Source organism: Venatorbacter sp. C2-1 (assembly GCF_022832715.1).
Taxonomy (GTDB): domain Bacteria; phylum Pseudomonadota; class Gammaproteobacteria; order Pseudomonadales; family Oceanobacteraceae; genus Venatoribacter; species Venatoribacter alkanivorans.
On record NZ_CP094879.1, the window covers coordinates 3,924,886 to 3,943,287 of the forward strand.

The following is an 18,402-nucleotide window of genomic DNA, read 5'->3' on the forward strand; positions in this document are numbered from 1 at the left end:
TATAAAGGTTTTGATTCAACAGAAGTGATCAGCAAGATGCAGGCCAGCCGCCAGAGCGCATACTTGCTGCCGGTCAACAGAGGGTGGGTATAAATAACCCGGATATTCCCTGTAAAATCTACACTTTGGTAAATACCACCAAGCACATACCAACACAGAGACCTCTCATGCCCGGACAACAGCTGCTTACGGAACTCATCAAAGATATGCCGGCCGGCGAACGCTTTGACCATATCGTTAAAAGTATCCGCACCAGCTTTAACTGTGGCGCTGTCGCTCTGCTGCGCCTGCAGGGTGAATATCTGCGGCCTGTCGCCGTCTCCGGTCTGGTTACCGAAGCGCATGGCCGTAAATTCAGTCTGGCTCAGCACCCACGCCTGTCGGCCGTTATGACCACCAGCCATGCCCTGCGCTTTCCGCCAGACAGCCCGTTACCCGATCCCTATGATGGCCTGCTGGAGACTCAGCCGGGGGAAGCATTGCCGGTGCATGACTGCATGGGAACCAGCCTCTGGCTGAACGGTGAGCGCTGGGGCGCCCTGACCCTCGACTCTCTGACTCCGGGCACCTTTGATCAGAGCCGCATTGACGAGCTGGACAGCTATCGCCCGGTACTGGAAACGGCCATCCGTATCAGCATGCTGGAAGAAGAAATACGCGGTCTGCGCCGTGTCCGGCTGGATGGTGCCGGCAATATCGCCATTGGCACCGAAGCCGACAATGAAATTATTGGCAACAGCAGTGCCATCCGTCAGATTAAAAAAGAACTTGAAGTGGTTGCGGCCTCCGACCTGCCGGTACTGCTGCTGGGAGAAACCGGTGTTGGTAAAGAAATCTTTGCCAGCTACACACACCGGCTGTCAGCACGCGCCGCACGGCCAATGGTATACATCAACTGTGCGGCACTGCCGGAACACCTCGCTGAAAGTGAATTATTCGGCCATGTTAAAGGCGCATTTTCCGGTGCTACCAGTGACCGCGCCGGGCGGTTTGAAACCGCAGATAAGAGCACACTCTTTCTTGATGAGGTCGGTGAATTACCGCTGCCGGTACAGGCCAAACTGCTGAGGGTTTTGCAGAATGGTGAAATACAAAGACTGGGCAGCGATAAGACCCGCCATGTGGATGTCCGTATTCTGGCTGCGACCAACCGCAACCTGAAAGAGCAGATTACCGAAGGCGCATTCCGGGCCGATCTGTATCATCGCCTGTCTGTTTATCCTATCCCGATTCCTCCCCTGCGTGAGCGCGGGCAGGACATTCCTCTGCTGGCCGGGCATTTTCTGGAATTAAACCGCACCCGCTTAGGGTTGCGCAGCCTGCGCTTATCGGCCGATGCCGAGGCAGCACTGCAGACCTATCCATGGCCCGGCAATATCCGTGAGCTGGAGCATGTTATCAGCCGTGCAGCCATCAAAGCGCTGAGCCGGGGAGCACAACGGCACGATATTGTGACTCTGGATTGCCGTTCACTGGATCTTGAGCTGCCGACCTCCCGTCACCATGCACACGCAACAGGCGAAGACAGCAGTGATTCATTACTGAAAGCGGTGCAGGGGATGCAGATGAAAGAAGCTGTTAAATACTTTCAGCAGACTCTGGTTCTGCACGAACTGCAGCAACAGCAAGGCAGCTGGAGCAAAACCGCACGGGCTCTGGGTATGGACCCGAGTAATCTGCACAAGCTGGCACAGAAGCTCGGGCTTAAATAAACCGTACCGCTTTACTCAGGACTGAGCAGCGCAATCGGCACAGTCCGGGCGGCGGGTAATCCGCCATTCATGAAAGCGGCTGGCACGGGCATCAAACGACAGCAGCCGCCCACACAGAGACTCACCAGCCGCGCTCAGCAGCTTCAGGGCTTCCACCGCCTGTAACGTACCGATAACTCCTACCAGAGGCGACAGCACGCCACTCTCACTGCAATTACGCTGGTCCGGCTGCACATCCGGATACAGGCAACGGTAACAGGGGCTGTCGGCCCGGCGCGGATCAAACACCGTCAGCTGACCGTTCATGGCGACAGCGGCTGCACTGACCCAGGGAATCCGGTGTTTCAGCGCCGCTTTATTGAGGGCGTAACGGACCAGAGGCTCGTCGGTGCAATCCAGCACCAGAGAAAACTGCGGTAAAACCTGCTCAAGCCAGGCAGCATCTGCGCGGCGGATTTCGGTATGCACCCGCACATCATGATTCAGCTGCATCACGGTTGCCGCGGCAGACTCGGCTTTGCTCATTCCCACCCGATCCTGCGGATGAATAATCTGGCGTGGCAGATTGCTGAGCTCAACACGATCATCATCCACCAGCGTCAGCTGCCCGATACCGCTCGCCGCCAGATAGGGTAAAGCGGCCGCGCCCAAACCGCCCAGACCAATCACCAGAACATGGCTGTCACACAGGGCCAGCTGGCCATCGATATCAATCTGGGGGAGGAAAATATGCCGGCTGTAACGCAGCAGTTGTTCGTCGTTCATGGTGTTAATTCAATAATGTACCCAAAGGCATTACACGAACCTGCTCGCCCGGCGCGACATGACCGCGCTCCGCTTCAAGTACGGCATACCCCTGAGCATTAGCAAAACCATGCAACAGGCCAGAACCCTGACTGCCACACGGCGAGGCCGTTAAAACACCCGCTTCAGAGTCCAGACGGATGCGCTGAAAGTCCTGCCTTCCCGGTTGTTTTCTGAAGGCTTCAGCAGCGGTTGCCAGCAGCGGCAGTGCCGCCTGAACACGTTCGCCACACAACTGGCGCAATACCGGCTGAGCCAGTTGATCCAGGGTTACGATGGCCGATACCGGATTGCCCGGCAGACCAAAAAACCAGCTGTTTTTTACGCGTCCGAAAGCGAAAGGTTTCCCCGGCTTCATGGCAACCCGCCAGAAATTAACCTCGCCCAGTTCATCCAGCACCTGACGGGTATAATCGGCATCACCGACTGAAACACCGGCGCTGGTGATAATAACGTCGGCTTCCTGTGCTGCTGCAGCAATGGCAGAGCGCATGGCCTCAAGGGTATCCGGCAGCCAGGCAAAGTGGATAATTTCAATCGGCATACGCTCCAGCATCGCCCGTAAAGCAAAGCGATTACTGTCATAAATCTGGTGTGCCTGGCGGGAGTCGCCCGGCTGGCATAATTCATCGCCACTCGAGAACAGGGCAACCCGTAATTTACGGAAGACCTCAGCCTGCGCCAGACCGACGCTGGCTAATAAGCCAATATGCAGCGGAGTTAAACGTTGTCCGGCGGCCAGCATTACCTCACCGCGACGGATGTCTTCGCCGGCATGACGCACATGGCTGCCGGGGTGGAGTGGTACCTGCGAAACAATACGCTCGCTATCTGCCTGCACATCGACCTGCACATCTTCCTGCATGATGACGGTATCGGCGCCGGCCGGCATTTCAGCGCCGGTCATAATCCGTAACGCCTGTCCCGGTTGCAGCACACCACGGAAGGGATGCCCCGCCAGTGCCGCACCAGCCAGCGTTAAACCGGTGCTGCAGAGCAGCTCTGCATCGCGGCTGTGCAGCGCATAGCCATCCATCGCCGAGTTATCAAACGCCGGCACGGTTTCCGGTGCATAAAGAGGTTTTGCCAGAATGCGTCCGTCCAGTTGCTGCAGAGCGACAATCTCTTCACCCAGGGCATATCCGGATGTCGCCGCCAGCATCCCGGCAACAGCATCGGCGACAGACTGCATACTCACCCCTTATCTTCACCCTGCTGGTTCACCATCCAGACCGCCGCTTCCACACGGGAGCGCAGTCCGAGCTTTTTCAGCAAATGCTTCACATGAACCTTGACCGTACCGTCGGAAATATCCAGCTCGCGGGCAATAACTTTGTTGCTCATCCCCTTGGCAATGCATTCCAGAATTTCAACTTCACGTCCGGTCAGGGCATCCAGTTCAGATGCAGGACGCACCGCCGGACGGCGAATAGCAGCAGCCAGAACCTTGGTCACCGCTTCACTCAACACCATTTTGCCGCCGACAGCCTGCTTAATCTGCTCCAGCAGCATATCCGGGTCGGTATCTTTCAGCAGATAACCATCAGCTCCCTGACCAATGGCGGTAAGCACATCGTCATCAGCATCCGAGACAGTAAGCATAACGATTCTGGAGGTAATGCCCCGGTCGCGTAATTTAGTCAGTGTCTGCAGACCATCCATACCCTGCATATGAAGATCCAGAATAATAAGATCCGGCTCATCTTCAACAGCAAGATCAATTGCTTCTGCACCGCTGCTGGCTTCGGCGATAACCTCAAGGTCATCCTCAAATGCAAGCAGCTGCTTTAATCCTTTACGCAACAGGGGATGATCATCAACCAACATGATTGTCGATTTTTTGCTATCCATTTTTTTAACCGTTTTCGCTGATTATCGTTCCATACTAAGGCGCACCCAATCAAAGTCAATTGAGATTAAATCGGGTGAAAATCGTTATACCCTTTATGAGGTATGCGTTCTTTAGTATTGCCTGTGCATAGTATCCGGCCCAATATCACCGTCAGGTCAGAGGCATTCGACATGGCGGGAAATAATAAAAACATTCTTATCATCGGCGACAACAACACTTCACACCGGCTGCAGGACAAACTCTCAGCCAGTAATTGTTTCAGCCATATTCACCTGCTGTCACAATCCGACCACCGGTATTTCCCCCGTCACTGCCTTCCTCAGCTGCTTGCCGGTATATTGCCGATAGCAGAAATGGAAACTCCGCCGGAGTGGTATCACGCACGGAAAATCCGCTATATCTGCCGCCATACAGAACCCGACATAAATTATGCTGCCGTCGTCGATACACGCCCTGATGCCAGGCATGTATCGGTACTGAAAACGGCCGGTGACCGGAGTCTGTATATTCCACTGCACACACCTGAAAATATTCAGCTCGCCCAGAACCATTTACAGAAATCCGGCGGTATAACCATCATCGGCAGCTCTGAACTGGCAATCCAATATGCAACCAGTGTTGCCCGTGCAGGATTTCCGGCATACCTGGTTGCCGACAAAGCCGCCCTTATAAACCCCGGGTTTGACAAACATATTCAGCGGCTGATTTACAGAGAGATAAAAAACTCTGGCGTTAAAATAATTCTGCCTGAAGAAAAAAACACCATCCCCAAAACAATACCTGTAATTTACATGCCGCTGAGCAGCAGAAATAAAGAAATCCGTCATGCTCAGATACAAACCCGGAACATAAAAATCTCTTCAACTGACAGTCTGGATCTGCCCGATGGCGGAGATCATTTCACACCGCCTGAATCAATTCTTAATATGTTTGCCTCCCGCTGCTGGAGAAAAACGAACGAGCATTCCGATCAGTTTTCGTTATTGCGGGAACTCTGGCTTGGCAAACCAGATCTGCCACACCGGATTTCGGTCAATAAATTCGCCATTCATTATGCCGGAAGCCTGAACGCCGAAAAGAACAATCAGTGCCTCACGATGCATATTCCGGAGTGTGGCATCTACCGCAAGATCATCATTGCCGGAGATCGCATTATCGGTTTTATTCTTGCCGGTGATGTGCGCGGCAGCGAAACCCTTGCGGATATGATGCTGACACACCGGGACATCCGTTACTGCCGGGATCAGCTGCTTTTCAGCGGACATCAGGCTGCAGTGACCTACCCATAAAGAGGCATGTCACTATCCCGGGAAGCGGATAGTAGCAGCCCCCTCATACCGCTATATTCAACTGACGCCGAGCTGATCTGCCTAACGCTCACTCCCCTCATCGGTGAGTTATGGCAGCTCAGCCGTGGCAATACTGCCACCGGGATTCAGGGGAAACCCAGCTTCCTCCCATGCTTGGAAAGGTGTCTTATGCTGACCGACCGTTTTGCCCGGCGCTTTACTTACCTGCGCCTGTCGCTGACTGAACGCTGTAATTTCCGTTGTACCTACTGCCTGCCAGAAGGTAATGATTGTGATACAGCTGAGTCTGATCTGAATATCCATGAAGTCCGCCGCCTGCTGACCGCCTTCGCCCGTCTGGGTACCCGTAAGGTTCGCCTGACCGGAGGAGAGCCGGCACTGCGCCGCGATCTCAGCGAAATTATCAGCTTATGCAAATCAGTACCGGGTATAGAACAGGTTGCCCTGACCACCAATGGCTACAATCTGCAGAAAGAAATATCCGGCTGGAAAAAAGCCGGACTGGATGCCCTGAACATCAGCGTCGACAGCCTTGACCCTGCTATTTTTTCACGCATAACCGGGGCCGATCGTCTGCATTATATTTTGCAGGGGATCGATCAGGCCCTGCAGCTGAATTTTCAGAAAGTAAAACTGAACACCGTCTTATTACGCCAGCACAATACCCATTCTCTTCCTGGCTTTTTGCGTTTTATAAAAGACCGGCCTGTATCACTGCGTTTTATTGAATTAATGCGGACCAACGATAATGCCGGTTTCTATCAGGAACAGCATTTAAGCGGTGAATTTATCCGTCAGCAGCTGACCGAGGATGGCTGGCAACTGCAGCCTAAGGCAACCACCGATGGTCCGGCGCTGGAATATGCCCATCCGGATTATGCTGGCCGGGTCGGACTTATCATGCCTTACAGTAAAGACTTCTGCAGCAGCTGCAATCGCCTGCGCGTATCCAGTAAAGGGGAATTATTTCTCTGCTTATTTGCCGACGAGCATCAAAGTCTGCGTGAGCTGTTGCAAAGCGACGACCCCGCACCGGTCGAAGCATTTTTACAGCGGGCCATTGGCGGAAAAGAAGAAAGCCACTATCTGCATCAGCAACGCAGTGGCCAGACCCGTCATCTGGCCATGATCGGGGGGTGAGATATGTTCAGTGCCATTATTCTTGCCGGTGGACGCTCTTCACGTATGGGGACCGATAAAGCGCAGTTGCCGATGAACGGCCTGCCGCTATGGCTGTTGCAGCAGGTACGGCTGCAACAGGCGGGTTGTGACGATATTCAGCTCAGCCATCCGCAACTGGGCACTCCCGACCAGCAGGCAGGGCATGGGCCCCTGTCTGGTCTGCATACTCTGCTGCCATTCTGCAAACATGAGCGTGTACTGGTACTGGCTGTCGACATGCCCTGGATGACGGCAGCACTTTTGCGCACTCTGATACGTCATTCACAGGAACAGCCGGTTTTCTTTAAAGATCATTATCTGCCCTGCGTGCTGCATAACAGCAGCGATTTACAGTCTTATATTGCAAAACAACTGCATGAAAAAGGACGGCGTTCTGTTGGTGCCCTGCTGTCTTATTGTGCGGCCAGAGCAATTCCCTGCCCATCACCACAGCTGTTGCTGAATACAAATACTCCCGAAGACTGGCAGCTGGCCTGCCATGCTTCGCAAGGCGGTCATTAATATGAGTAAACATACCAGCAAAGAATTTTTCCGCTTAAACATTGCCATTCTGACGCTGTCGGATCATCGCACTCCGGCCGAAGACAGCAGTGGCAATCTGCTGCTGGCACTGGCTCAGGAAAGCGGCCACACAATCCGCGCCCGCGCCCTGTTAAAGCATAACCGTTATGACATTCGCGCCTGCATCAGCGACTGGATCGCCAGCCAGGATATTCAGGTCATTATTATTAATGGCGGCACCGGTTTCTCTGAGGGCAACTGCACGCCAGAAGCCATCCGCCCTTTATTTGATGCAGAGGTCGAGGGCTTCGGCGAGCAATTCCGGCAGTTAAGTTTTACCGATATTGGCAGCAGCAGTATGCAATCCCGGGCACTGGCCGGGATTGCCAATAAAACCCTTATTTTTTCTGTTCCCGGTTCTGGCGGCGCCTGCCGCCAGGCCTGGGAAGCGCTGATCGAACCACAGCTGGACAGCCGCACCGGGCCATGTAATTTCGTTGCCCATGTTAAAAACAGCCCTGTTAATGCCTGTCGTTAGGCACTAACAGACCCTGGAGAATTTGTATGTCAGATCTGACCCATATTGATCAGCACGGTCATGCTCACATGGTCGATGTGTCGGCCAAGGAAAGCAGTCTGCGCAGCGCTTATGCCAGCGCCAGAATCATCACCCGCCCGGATGTTATCGCCCGTATTCAGCAGGCTGAAATTAAAAAAGGTGACGTACTGGCAACGGCACGCATCGCCGGCATTATGGCGGCCAAACGTACCAGCGATTTAATTCCGCTTTGCCATCCACTGGCCCTGAGCAAAGTCAGCGTAGATTTTGTTCTTTCAGAACAGGAAATTCATATCACGACCCTGTGCCGTCTGCACGGCCAGACCGGCGTGGAGATGGAAGCGCTCACGGCGGCATCCGTTGCAGCCCTGACCATTTACGATATGTGCAAAGCGGTTGATCCGGCCATGGTCATCAGTGATATCCGCCTGCAGGAAAAGCAAGGCGGTAAAAGCGGCCACTGGCTGCGTAGCGGAGAATCTGATCATGTTTAATATTGTTTTTTTTGCCGCCCTGCGCGAAACCCTTGGTTGCGGGCAACTTAACTGGCAAAGCGAAGCCAGAAGTATTGCCGGTTTAATACAGGAATTACGCGCCCAGGGAGAGAACTGGGACTCAGCACTGGCCAGGCCCGATCTGCTCTGTGCCCGTAATCAGCAACTGTGTACACCTGACGAAGCAATTACTGCCGGTGATGAAATTGCTTTTTTCCCTCCGGTGACCGGTGGCTGATATGGAACATTTAACCCGGATAACAGTGCAGCAGGAAGATTTTAATCTGGCCGACGAATACGCAGCGCTGGGTAATCAGGCTGGCTGCGGAGCCATCGTCAGTTTTATCGGCAGTGTTCGCGAGCTGGCCGGCGACTCGTTATTAAGCATGACGCTGGAGCACTATCCGGGCATGACCGAAAAATCATTATTGCAGATCACCGAACAGGCACGGCAACGCTGGCCCCTCGGCAATATCACCATTATTCATCGCATTGGTAAATTAAGCGTTAACGAGCAGATTGTGCTGGTACTGGTCAGCAGCGCTCACCGCGAAGCCGCTTTCCGCGCCTGTGAATTTATTATGGATTTTCTGAAAACCCGCGCGCCGTTCTGGAAAAAAGAACAGACAACAGCAGCCGGCTATTGGGTGGAAGCAAAAGACAGTGACAACCAGGCCGCTCAGCGCTGGTCGTCGCCGGAATCATAAAGGCTCAGGAATAACATGGTAGGGATTACCGCGTCCATCAATCGCCCGCCACTCCTCTTCGGTCAGCCACAGCGTTGGTTTCTGACCACATAATTCTGCCAGTGCTGCCAGAGCATGAGCCCAGGTGCAGCCGTTTACAAATAACAGCGACTGAGTATCCAGTGTGCCGCCACGGTTGATATACCCCAATGCCCGGGTTCGTTGCGCGCCCAGATCCAGTTGCCGGCAGGTTGCCAGCAGCACCTCAGCCCGGCCATGGGTGAGAAAAACCCGGTAACGCACTCTGGCAGGAAACAATGCGCGCACAACCGCCGGATCAGCCAGCGCTGATTTTTCCCAACGGTCGCGCGCCTGACGGAAACGTCCAGGCTCTAATAAATAAATCAGTGAATGCGCTACACGCTGCTGACGTAAGCGGTCGGAGGCTTTCAGCATTTGCTGCAGTTGCACGGCACCGCAGGCAACCAGCTGCAATTCAGCGCCGCAATGTCCGCGCAGACAGACAGCACCATCCTGAACCAGTTGGGTAGCTTGCCGGGCAGAAAAAAACTGTGGCATCACACTGCGCGTAACCACCAGATTCCAGACCACCCCCAAATCGCCATAGCAGGTGCGCAGACAGGCCATCGCACTGTTGGCATCAGCAGGAAATACTACCCGTGCCATATCGGCCATTTTAAGCATCAGTCCTTCCGATAAACTGGAGTCCTGATGGCTCTGATCATGCTCGCCGTTTTCCCAGATCAACGAGGTGGTCACAACCGGAAAGCCAAGCCAGCCTGCTGCATCCCCCGCTTCTTTTTGTTGGCGTGAAAAAATAATGGCCTGCCGCAAAGCACACAGCATTTTTATGGCAAAGGCTTCATAGGCAACGACCAGATTAATACCCGCCTGATTCGCCAGACAGGCACTGACAACGGCCTCTTCATTCAAAGCCGTAATAACACAGCCATCGATAGCTTCTGCGGCGGTAATTTCCGGACGGGTAACGCGGTGACGAAACTGATCCAGCGTCTGGCTCATACCATTGCCACGCAGCTCATCAGGATTACCAACCCGGACCCGCAAGCGCGGATTAACTTCGGTTAATTCAATAAAATAACGATCGATAGCCGCCATAGCGGATTCCCGCCGGTCAGCCCATTCCGGTTCAGGGCAATTAACGGCCAGCATAGGCGTACTTTTTTGTTTAGGTTGCCCCAATAAAGAAGCGGCTTCGCGCCATTGCGCATCCGGTTGCAATAATGCTTTTGCTCCCCGATGAAAAAAGGCCAGCGCTTCCGGATTTTCTGCCGGATAGGCTCCCAGCGGCAAACCATACGCGGCGCCAGTGCCGGCCGCAGGAAAGCCAAACCCTTTTACCGTTTCAGCAATACAGTAAGGCAAGGCAACCGGATATTGCGCCTCGCCCTGACGGATACGTTCAAACGCCTGGGACAGCTGAATTTCCATATAATAAATGGCGCACATAAAGGCCGCAGGGTCCCGCCCATCAATCACAAAAGGCGCAAAGCCCTGATTACGTAAATGACTGACAAACCAGCTGCAGCCACCCTGTTGGGCAATGGTCGTGCGCTGATCAATACGCCGGCCATTGGCAATCATTACCGGCGCAATCAGGCCGGTGTCTTCTCCACGCCACCAGCGCGCGGCCCAGTCGGTACCGCGCTGTTCTTCAAAGGCTCCGTCACTTAAAAAAGCGACCAGACGCTCTCCCGGCAGCGGCATATGCGCATATTGCATTCCGGCAAAGCCCAGATAACCACCCTCCATTCGCGCACCGGCTGTATGCACGTTAACGTGAGCGCCCAGTGTTGATATCCGCTGCCCGGTATTATCGAGGCGGGTGTCATAACAATCGGCGACAAAGCGACTCAGGCCTTCATCATTTAATGGATACTGCTGACGGCGTTCAGATGCTGCGGTGCCGGTCAGCAATTGCAAAGCATCAATGGCAGCAACACAGTGGCCCTGCCCCATCAGCCAATCCCGCGGCTGGCCGGTAAAATGATTTAACGCCAGCAAACCGGCATAGGCCGGCACCATATTCAGAGCGCCGCCGGTATGTCCGCGTGGGTGGGTTTTAAAATCCTGAGGCGTGAGATTACGGCCATCGGTATAGACTCGGCGGGCATAGGTCATATGCACCACCAGCCACATCGCCTGCTGGGTCAGGCAATCCAGAGCACGCAAACGCTGAAAAAAATATCCGGTATCAGCAATAAGTCCTTTTTGCAGCAATGACTCAGCCATCAGGTGTGCCTGAATCTGAGTAGCCGGGCGGTGTTCAATCACTCCCAGACCGGCAGCCCAGAGCGCCAGTTCCGGATTCTGATCGCGCAGATTCTGCGCTTCATGATCCAGATATTCCGGAGTCATCGGGTGACTGGTTTGCTGGTATAAATTAAGCGTCATAGCAACTCCGTGTCAGGAGTCTCTGATGAAACGCGTTTTGACATCGCCGATCTATACCCCGCAGGGGATAGACCGGCGCAGACCATGACACAGATCAGCTGACAGCCTGTAAACGCTGACGATTACCCGGATTTTCCTGACGTTGCTGACGGTGATAGTGACGGATGGAATGTTCCTTACGGCGCCCGGCACTGAACGCAGAGGTACGTTTCAGGTAACCGATAACCCGGGTTCCATAGTCAATATCGTCAGAGCCGCAGGCCGGACAATATTCCAGCGTCCGCTTATCAATTTTTTCACATTCGTTACAGATGGTGATTTTGACGTTCACGCAGAAATAATTACAGCCGGTACGGGCCGCAATATTCAGTAAGGCCAGATAACCGTCTTCACTCAGTTTTTCTTCCAGATTCAGATGCAGTGCCGATCCGCCATCCAGATAATCGAGTAGCTCACGGCCATGCAACTGGAACTTATCCAGCACATTGGTTTGCTCATCTTCGACCTGATAAAAATAGGAGTTGTAGCAATCCCGCTGCACACGATAGCCATCGGATTTATCCCAGCGGGCATTTTTGATGCCCAGATTTTCAGCCGGAACAAACTCCGTGTTAAACATATATCCATATTCAAGCTTAGCGGCCTTATTGGCCTCATAAATCACTTTCAGATGATCTCTGACAAAGTTTTTATACGCCTGATTATTACCGGCAACCAACCCCTGCGATTCGGCAGCCTCGACCATACCGTTAATGCCGATAGTCAGGAATTGCTTGTCCAGATTAATAAACCCGGCGTTGTAAACCGTCAGCATTCCGGCCTGAAGGTACTCTTCCATTAAGCGACGATAGGCCACCTGATAACGCTGCACCTTACTGATTTCTTCGGCAAGATCACGGCCATCCTGAACCAGCCGGTTCATATTAACTGTAATTACATTAATAGAACCGGTTGCCACACCACCGGCTCCCAGCGAGTAGGAAAATGTATTGTCGCTGATTTCACTGCGTAAGCGGCAGCAGGATGCCAGGCTGTCTGCACTGTCAGAAAGGTAGACAAAGAAAGAGCTGCCCCGATTCAGATGAGCGGCCATACTGCGGGCAAAGTCCTGATCTTTACACTGCCCTTTTTCGGTCAGCATGGCCACGGTGACAACCGGAAAGGTGAGGATGCTTTTGCTGCGCTCAGTATTGAACCAATCCAGGAAAAAATGCTGCAGTTTATCCAGCGTCTTCCAGCAGGGTTTGCTGAAATCAGGGAAGACGAACTCACCAAACATGCTGTCGAAATAGTTTTTGTCGTATAGCGAAAGATTCCAGAACACACTCTGATAACCCCGGGCGGCAGCCGGCTGATTGATAGCATACACGACATGCTGAAGATGGTTGGCAATCTGCTGACGGTGGGTATTCAGATAATCATCGCCGTAATCTTTGCGGGCAAAATAGTCGAAGTAAGTTAAAAATTCGACCGTAGCCACCGCGCCAGCGAACTGGCTGCTGACAGCGAAGACAAAATTTACGAATGAACCACAGAACGATTCAATATGCTTCGGTGCCTGAGATTCGCCACCAAGCTTAGTCAGCCCGTCCAGTAAAAACGGATACATAGTTACCGATACACAATAGGGCTTCAGGCTGGTTTCATCATGTACATAAATCTCATGGTTCTCTATCTGGCGGATATATTCCTGTGCCAGATCATCCCCGAATAAATCGGCAATTTTTGCTGAAACCTGCGCACGGTTAATCTGCACAAAATAATCTTTCATCATCTCCGCTTCGAGCGTGGCGATATTCTTTTCGGTCACATTGGCATTGGCATCCATCCGTGAGCCGTCGGCGGCATTTTGTGCAGCCAGATAATGTTCAATAAAATCCAGCTTATGCTTAATGTGCTCTGCGCTCAGTTTCAGCATGATTCCGCTCCTTCAGAGTAGGCAATTGTTATTGATGAAATTTATGATTCAGGCAGCGATTGCTGCGTAAATCCATAAAACGCTGATTTGTTAAGGGAGACTCCAGCCCCCCGAGATCCCGTAACCAGGGACCGGTTTTCAGATAGGTCAGCTCAGCCTGCAGGCACGGAGCAACCGTATCGAGCCCGGTATAAAGACAGGTATTCAGTCCTTGCCGGCGGGCCAGCTTCAGCAACAGTAACAGCTGCGCTTCATGCCACTCTCCACCCATAAACAGCACGCAGCTGATCAGACCGGCGTATGTCTCCAGACGCTGCCGGAAGTACTCTTCGGACAGCGGTTCACCCGCCATCGCGGGCCAGGTATCGGCACTGTGGCAACCGGGACAACGCAGCGGACAACCGCTGATGGTGTAGGCCAGAGAGACTTCTCCCGGCACTTCCTGGAAGACCACCTGTTCACGACTGAAATACATAAAACCCCATATGTAGTGCCTTAAATGATAAACAGACACAAGATATGGACAGAGACTAACGAGAGGCGGCCGAATAAAATTGATCCAGATCAATTTTATTCGCAAACTACTCCGACATGGGTATCCGATACAGAGAACGGGCGATCAGGAAAAGGGCCGTCAGCGCAATGCCCATTTATGGCGCAGTGGCAATGCAGAAAGAAAAAAGCCGGGTTATTACCCCAATGCTCTTCACTTAAGCAACTTGTCCGCATCCCTGCGGGCAGACCAGACATATCAGCGGTTTCTGCGGCGGCCCCAGAGGCGCAGAAAACCCATCACCGCAATGTCGCTTTTCAGATCAAGCTAATTTTTTAAATATCATGTCTCACACACGGTTTCCTTTGGAGTGCGGCTGAGCGGATTACTTAAACCGGCGATCGTGCGGCGCCAGACAACCAGATGATTCTGCGGCCTTCAGAGCAAAACCCTGCCCCGGAACGCTACAAATGTTTGGTGTTTTAAAGCGTCGTTCCGGGGCGAATTGTTTTGCGTGCCGCATAATCATTGCAGTTGGCTGGATAAAGCCGGACGCGCCGAAAAGAGAGGATCGTAAGGAGATACCTCTCCTTACAGGGGGCCAGGGGCGGAGCCCCGGAAAAGCGTTTCAGATTGAAACACAGTAATCGATTAATGCTGCAGTTTGGAATGACGATGTCACTCCAAACTGTGGGACAGTAGTGAGGTTATTCTTAGGCTAAAGAATATTGGCACAATGACTTAGCCCGCGCGGCCGTCCGGCCGTGGACCAAGCAGAATGCGCGCATAACAAAAGACGAAGAGTATAAAAGCGGTACTCCACAACAAGGCCGACAGGCTGTAAAACAGCAAAGACTGTTGTGGCCAGATAATCACTCCCAGAGAACGCAGCAGTGCAGCCAGCAGCAACAACGCAAACGACAGTGACATTAACGGCCTTGGCTGCAGTGGCCGGCCGGAGTGCCCCAATGACACTCGGGCAATCATGGCCAGAATCATTCCGCCAACCGCTCCGGCGGTCAGTGCATGCAAAGCCGCACTGAAGGTGACCGGCCAGCCAAGGTAGTGCATCGCCAGCAACAAGAGGCCAAGCGGAATAAACCAATAGGCAAGATGCAATGACCACAGCAAGGGGATTTTCCAGGTAACCCCGATACGTAAGCGCGCAATCCGCAGCGCCTGACTGGCTGCCGTCAGCACCAGCAGCAACGCCAGCACAAAGGGTGGTAATAACAGATCAAGACGCAGCAGATAAATCACAAGCAACAACCAACTCGCCCCCAGCACCAGTTTTTCCAGCCAGGGAAGCGCTTCTGTTTTCGGCGTCATACTGCCATTGGCGGTAAACATCGGCATTACCCGACCGCCAATCACTGTAATCATTAATATCAGCATCCAGCTGACACTGTGACTACCCCACTGCACCAGTGACATATCCTGCACCGCATTGCCCCAATGCATCACCGCATTGGCAAAGGTCATCAACAACAACACTGGTACAAAGAAATAATTCCGCTGTTGTTTAACAGCAAACAACAGTCGCCAGAAAAACCAGGCGACCAGCGGCATAAATGCCATATCAACCAGCGCGGTAAACCACCAGGGCAAAAGATCACCGGCTAACATACACAGCCGGCCAGCGAGCCATAAAAGTGTCAGCAATAACAGTGGCCGGCCATGGGTTGCCCGCTGCCCGGTCCAGTTTTGTACGGCGGTCAGTAAAAACCCTGCGACGATGGCCAGGGCAAAACCAAACAGCATTTCATGGCTGTGCCAGAAAACACTGCCGCTACCCGGCAGCAGAATAATCCCCTGTAACGCCAGCCCCCAGAGCAGAATGGCCAGAGCACTGAATGCCGCCCCCAGCAGAAACATCGGCCGGAACGCCTGGCCCCACAAAGGGTGGGCGGGTACAGAGGATATATTCATAACACTCCTTAGAGCTTTGGCTTTCAGGCTTTCAGTTCCTGCTCAATCTGCCTGTCGACTGACGATACATAGTATTCGTCAGAGAAAGCGGATTCCGGTTCTTTCAGCCACATCAGGCAAACAAGCCAGCTGATAAAACCACCGGCAGCGATAATAAAGAAGAACTGATTCGCATCCACAAAGGTATAGATGGTCAGATAAAACACTGCCCCCACATTACCATAAGCACCCGCCATACCGGAGATCTGTCCGGTCAGACGACGTTTAATGGATGGAATAATACCGAAAGTGGCACCTTCTGCTCCCTGTACGAAAAATGAAGTAAATACCGTAATCGCAACGGCAATAACCAACGGCCAGGAAGAATTCAACAGCCCCATCAGTGCAAAGCCTATCGCAATGCCCAGCATATAACTCAGCATCACAAAGCGACGGTTACCCAGACGGTCGGAAACCAGCCCACCCATAGGCCGGGCAACCAGATTAACGAAGGCAAAAGAAGCGGCAATTAAACCCGCAGCGGTCGGAGACAGACTCCAGGTTTTTTCAAAGAACATCGGCAGCATAGAAACAACCGCCAGTTCTGCACCAAAATTAGCGAAATAGGTACTGTTCAGGGCTGCCACACTGTTAAACGGATATTTATCGTCTTCCGGTACACCCTTTTTCAGAATCGGTACATTTACCCGCAGAATCTGCACAATCTGATAAACCACAATGGCAGCAATAACGGCATACGCAATAGCCGCACCTGTCGCATCCAGATAACCCAGTTTCTGGATACGCCATACCAGCACAGCCAGAATACCCACCAGAGGAATGGTCCACAGAATCAACTTAACCATGTCACCCCAGCTGCTGACCTCGAGTGCAGCGGTTTTCCGCGGTTTACGATGCACGGTTCCGACCGGACCATCGGTAATGGCAAACCAGTAATAAACGCCGTAAGCCGCCATCACAAATGCACTCTGTGCAATTGCCCAGCGCCAGCCGTCATCACCGCCATACATAGTGATGGCAATCGTTGGCAAGGTCATAGCTGCTGCAGCCGAACCAAAGTTACCCCAGCCGGCATAAAAGCCTTCGGCAAAACCAATATCTTTAGGTTTGAACCACATTGCAGTCATATGAATACCAACCACAAAACTGGCACCAATAGAACTCAGCACCAGACGGCTGACCAGTAATTGGGTACGGGTTTCGCCAAAAGCAAACGCCAGCGCCGGAATGGCCATGGTTACCAGCAGCACAGAGAATACCCGCCGCGGGCCAAAACGATCCAGCGCCATGCCAACAATAATCCGTGCCGGAATGGTCAGCGCTACGTTACAGATAGCAAAAAGTTTCAGGTCTTCTGCGGTCAGCCAGTTAACGCTTTTCAGCATGCTGCTGGCCAGAGGAGCCATATTGAACCAGACGTAGAAGGTGATAAAAAACGCAATCCAGGTCAGGTGCAGTGCTTTTATTTCAGGATTTTTAAATTTAAAGACGTCTGCAACTTGCATAACGATCTCCTGTAATGATTTCTACATGCTGGGCAGAATGAGTAATGGACACTGCGCCCGTCTGGTTAAAAATGAACTGACGCTGCCAAAGGTCATATAATCGAGTTCATCCACAAAGTAGGTCAGTGAGCGGGCGATAAAGCCGCCGTCCGGTTCATGACTGTGACGGGCAATAACAAGGAGATCCGGGCGTAACTTTTCTGTCGCCGCGAGTAACATCTTCCGCGCGTCACCATCCAGAAGCAGAGTTTCAGCGCTTATTTTCTCGTTCTGACATAACGTCTGAGCCTCAGCCAGAAAGCCTTTCAGCTCATCAACTTCGTCATTAAACAGCGCTTCGTTGTTCTCGGTGATATCGCGGGGATTCTCGGCAACCGCAACCAGAATAAGCTGCGGTTTAAGCTCCCCGAACATGGTAATGGTTCGTGCCAGCGCCAGCTTCGCATTACGCGAACCATCATAAGCAATCATGATTTTCATACCATGCACTCCCGTTCATCAGCGCAGAATTCTGCGCTTCTGTGAAACACAAACCGGATCAGATCCATGGCGGTTATGACCCCCGCGACATTGCCGTCACGGGTAACAAACACGCGGTGAATATGTTTTTCAAGAATGGTATCAGCAACGACTTTGATATCGTCATTGACATCGATAGTAATAACATCGGGAGTCATGATCTGATAAACCATGCATGACTTATTAATGTCTTTTACCCAGTTTTTCAGATCCTCTTCCGGCACTTTCATATCGTATTCGCGCCGGTAAAGACGACTCAGTGCAGCTTCCTTCTCATTAATATCAAGACTATTAAAGCGAAAGACATCACTGACGCTGACAACGCCAACAAGTTTATGGTCATCAGCAACAACAGGAACAGCAGAGATATCATGGCTAACGAAGAAGTCAGCAAGACGCTGTATAGTCCATCCTTCATGGGCAACAAAAACTTCACCATTGATAAGATCTCCGGCTTTTAAACTCTTATTTCTCATAAAGTCACCTGAGTTAAATGTTTAGT

Annotated in this window: 18 protein-coding genes and 1 riboswitch; of the genes, 8 read left to right on the top strand and 10 right to left on the bottom strand. The window is 52.5% G+C overall.

Features of this window, described 5'->3' with window-relative positions; all coding sequences use genetic code 11:
• Positions 1–167: 167 nt before the first annotated feature.
• On the top strand, positions 168–1,712 hold the full coding sequence (norR, locus tag MT343_RS17680; protein ID WP_145467988.1) for a nitric oxide reductase transcriptional regulator NorR: 1,545 nt from the start codon (positions 168–170) through the stop codon (positions 1,710–1,712).
• A gap of 15 nt (positions 1,713–1,727) precedes the next feature.
• Here the strand turns inward: norR and MT343_RS17685 are convergent, their stop codons facing one another.
• The 3 genes from MT343_RS17685 to narL are packed head-to-tail and all read right to left on the bottom strand — an operon-like array spanning position 1,728 to position 4,367.
• On the bottom strand, positions 1,728–2,477 hold the full coding sequence (locus MT343_RS17685; RefSeq protein ID WP_145467986.1) for a HesA/MoeB/ThiF family protein: 750 nt from the start codon (positions 2,475–2,477) through the stop codon (positions 1,728–1,730).
• Between the two features lie 4 nt (positions 2,478–2,481).
• Positions 2,482–3,708 (bottom strand): molybdopterin molybdotransferase MoeA, encoded by a 1,227-nt coding sequence (gene moeA / locus MT343_RS17690; protein ID WP_145467984.1) that lies wholly within the window; start codon positions 3,706–3,708, stop codon positions 2,482–2,484.
• A gap of 2 nt (positions 3,709–3,710) precedes the next feature.
• Positions 3,711–4,367 carry a two-component system response regulator NarL gene (gene narL, locus MT343_RS17695; protein WP_145467983.1) on the bottom strand — a complete coding sequence of 219 codons (657 nt, stop codon included), beginning with the start codon at positions 4,365–4,367 and terminating at the stop codon, positions 3,711–3,713.
• Between the two features lie 171 nt (positions 4,368–4,538).
• Between narL and MT343_RS17700 the strand changes: the two genes are divergently transcribed.
• The 7 genes from MT343_RS17700 to moaE all read left to right on the top strand — a co-directional run bounded on the left by MT343_RS17700 (position 4,539) and on the right by moaE (position 9,121).
• Positions 4,539–5,657 (top strand): NAD-binding protein, encoded by a 1,119-nt coding sequence (locus tag MT343_RS17700; RefSeq protein WP_145467981.1) that lies wholly within the window; start codon positions 4,539–4,541, stop codon positions 5,655–5,657.
• A gap of 53 nt (positions 5,658–5,710) precedes the next feature.
• Positions 5,711–5,858: riboswitch (molybdenum cofactor riboswitch) on the top strand.
• Positions 5,847–6,818, top strand: coding sequence for a GTP 3',8-cyclase MoaA (gene moaA / locus MT343_RS17705; protein ID WP_145467979.1), 972 nt, complete (start codon positions 5,847–5,849; stop codon positions 6,816–6,818). It overlaps the preceding riboswitch by 12 nt.
• Before the next feature lie 3 nt (positions 6,819–6,821).
• Positions 6,822–7,361, top strand: a complete 540-nt coding sequence (gene mobA / locus MT343_RS17710) for a molybdenum cofactor guanylyltransferase (RefSeq protein ID WP_145467977.1) — start codon at positions 6,822–6,824, stop codon at positions 7,359–7,361.
• Position 7,362: 1 nt separating this feature from the next.
• A complete protein-coding gene (gene moaB / locus MT343_RS17715) occupies positions 7,363–7,899 on the top strand; it encodes a molybdenum cofactor biosynthesis protein B (RefSeq protein ID WP_145467976.1) in 537 nt (178 codons plus the stop codon).
• 26 nt (positions 7,900–7,925) lie between these two features.
• Positions 7,926–8,414, top strand: coding sequence for a cyclic pyranopterin monophosphate synthase MoaC (moaC, locus tag MT343_RS17720; RefSeq protein WP_145467974.1), 489 nt, complete (start codon positions 7,926–7,928; stop codon positions 8,412–8,414).
• Positions 8,407–8,652 (top strand): MoaD/ThiS family protein, encoded by a 246-nt coding sequence (locus MT343_RS17725; protein WP_145467972.1) that lies wholly within the window; start codon positions 8,407–8,409, stop codon positions 8,650–8,652. Before moaC ends, MT343_RS17725 begins: the two co-directional genes overlap by 8 nt.
• 1 nt (position 8,653) lies before the next feature.
• A complete protein-coding gene (gene moaE / locus MT343_RS17730) occupies positions 8,654–9,121 on the top strand; it encodes a molybdopterin synthase catalytic subunit MoaE (RefSeq protein WP_145467970.1) in 468 nt (155 codons plus the stop codon).
• On the opposite strand, the gene MT343_RS17735 is transcribed toward moaE, so the two are convergent.
• From MT343_RS17735 to MT343_RS17765, 7 genes are all read right to left on the bottom strand, one after another.
• Positions 9,116–11,536, bottom strand: coding sequence for a xylulose 5-phosphate 3-epimerase (locus tag MT343_RS17735; protein WP_225691038.1), 2,421 nt, complete (start codon positions 11,534–11,536; stop codon positions 9,116–9,118). The two genes, moaE and MT343_RS17735, sit on opposite strands and share 6 nt — an antisense overlap.
• A gap of 94 nt (positions 11,537–11,630) precedes the next feature.
• The gene (gene nrdD / locus MT343_RS17740) at positions 11,631–13,454 is read right to left on the bottom strand and encodes an anaerobic ribonucleoside-triphosphate reductase (protein ID WP_145467968.1); all 1,824 of its coding nucleotides are present in this window, start codon (positions 13,452–13,454) and stop codon (positions 11,631–11,633) included.
• A gap of 28 nt (positions 13,455–13,482) precedes the next feature.
• A complete protein-coding gene (gene nrdG, locus MT343_RS17745) occupies positions 13,483–13,929 on the bottom strand; it encodes an anaerobic ribonucleoside-triphosphate reductase activating protein (RefSeq protein ID WP_145467966.1) in 447 nt (148 codons plus the stop codon).
• Positions 13,930–14,688: 759 nt separating this feature from the next.
• The gene (locus MT343_RS17750) at positions 14,689–15,876 is read right to left on the bottom strand and encodes an NnrS family protein (protein WP_145467964.1); all 1,188 of its coding nucleotides are present in this window, start codon (positions 15,874–15,876) and stop codon (positions 14,689–14,691) included.
• Positions 15,877–15,899: 23 nt separating this feature from the next.
• On the bottom strand, positions 15,900–17,381 hold the full coding sequence (locus MT343_RS17755; protein WP_145467962.1) for an MFS transporter: 1,482 nt from the start codon (positions 17,379–17,381) through the stop codon (positions 15,900–15,902).
• A 21-nt stretch (positions 17,382–17,402) separates the two neighbouring features.
• Positions 17,403–17,861: a universal stress protein gene (locus MT343_RS17760; RefSeq protein WP_145467961.1), complete on the bottom strand. Its 459-nt coding sequence runs from the start codon at positions 17,859–17,861 to the stop codon at positions 17,403–17,405.
• Positions 17,858–18,376, bottom strand: coding sequence for a CBS domain-containing protein (locus tag MT343_RS17765; RefSeq protein WP_145467959.1), 519 nt, complete (start codon positions 18,374–18,376; stop codon positions 17,858–17,860). The genes MT343_RS17760 and MT343_RS17765 overlap by 4 nt, the downstream gene beginning before the upstream one ends.
• Positions 18,377–18,402: the final 26 nt, after the last annotated feature.

Bases quoted from the DNA above. Each gene is read 5' to 3' on its own strand.
- norR (WP_145467988.1), top strand. From the start codon at position 168: ATGCCCGGACAACAGCTGCTTACGGAACTCATCAAAGATATGCCGGCC.
- MT343_RS17685 (WP_145467986.1), bottom strand. From the start codon at position 2,477: ATGAACGACGAACAACTGCTGCGTTACAGCCGGCATATTTTCCTCCCC.
- moeA (WP_145467984.1), bottom strand. From the start codon at position 3,708: ATGCAGTCTGTCGCCGATGCTGTTGCCGGGATGCTGGCGGCGACATCC.
- narL (WP_145467983.1), bottom strand. From the start codon at position 4,367: ATGGATAGCAAAAAATCGACAATCATGTTGGTTGATGATCATCCCCTG.
- MT343_RS17700 (WP_145467981.1), top strand. From the start codon at position 4,539: ATGGCGGGAAATAATAAAAACATTCTTATCATCGGCGACAACAACACT.
- moaA (WP_145467979.1), top strand. From the start codon at position 5,847: ATGCTGACCGACCGTTTTGCCCGGCGCTTTACTTACCTGCGCCTGTCG.
- mobA (WP_145467977.1), top strand. From the start codon at position 6,822: ATGTTCAGTGCCATTATTCTTGCCGGTGGACGCTCTTCACGTATGGGG.
- moaB (WP_145467976.1), top strand. From the start codon at position 7,363: ATGAGTAAACATACCAGCAAAGAATTTTTCCGCTTAAACATTGCCATT.
- moaC (WP_145467974.1), top strand. From the start codon at position 7,926: ATGTCAGATCTGACCCATATTGATCAGCACGGTCATGCTCACATGGTC.
- MT343_RS17725 (WP_145467972.1), top strand. From the start codon at position 8,407: ATGTTTAATATTGTTTTTTTTGCCGCCCTGCGCGAAACCCTTGGTTGC.
- moaE (WP_145467970.1), top strand. From the start codon at position 8,654: ATGGAACATTTAACCCGGATAACAGTGCAGCAGGAAGATTTTAATCTG.
- MT343_RS17735 (WP_225691038.1), bottom strand. From the start codon at position 11,536: ATGACGCTTAATTTATACCAGCAAACCAGTCACCCGATGACTCCGGAA.
- nrdD (WP_145467968.1), bottom strand. From the start codon at position 13,454: ATGCTGAAACTGAGCGCAGAGCACATTAAGCATAAGCTGGATTTTATT.
- nrdG (WP_145467966.1), bottom strand. From the start codon at position 13,929: ATGTATTTCAGTCGTGAACAGGTGGTCTTCCAGGAAGTGCCGGGAGAA.
- MT343_RS17750 (WP_145467964.1), bottom strand. From the start codon at position 15,876: ATGAATATATCCTCTGTACCCGCCCACCCTTTGTGGGGCCAGGCGTTC.
- MT343_RS17755 (WP_145467962.1), bottom strand. From the start codon at position 17,381: ATGCAAGTTGCAGACGTCTTTAAATTTAAAAATCCTGAAATAAAAGCA.
- MT343_RS17760 (WP_145467961.1), bottom strand. From the start codon at position 17,861: ATGAAAATCATGATTGCTTATGATGGTTCGCGTAATGCGAAGCTGGCG.
- MT343_RS17765 (WP_145467959.1), bottom strand. From the start codon at position 18,376: ATGAGAAATAAGAGTTTAAAAGCCGGAGATCTTATCAATGGTGAAGTT.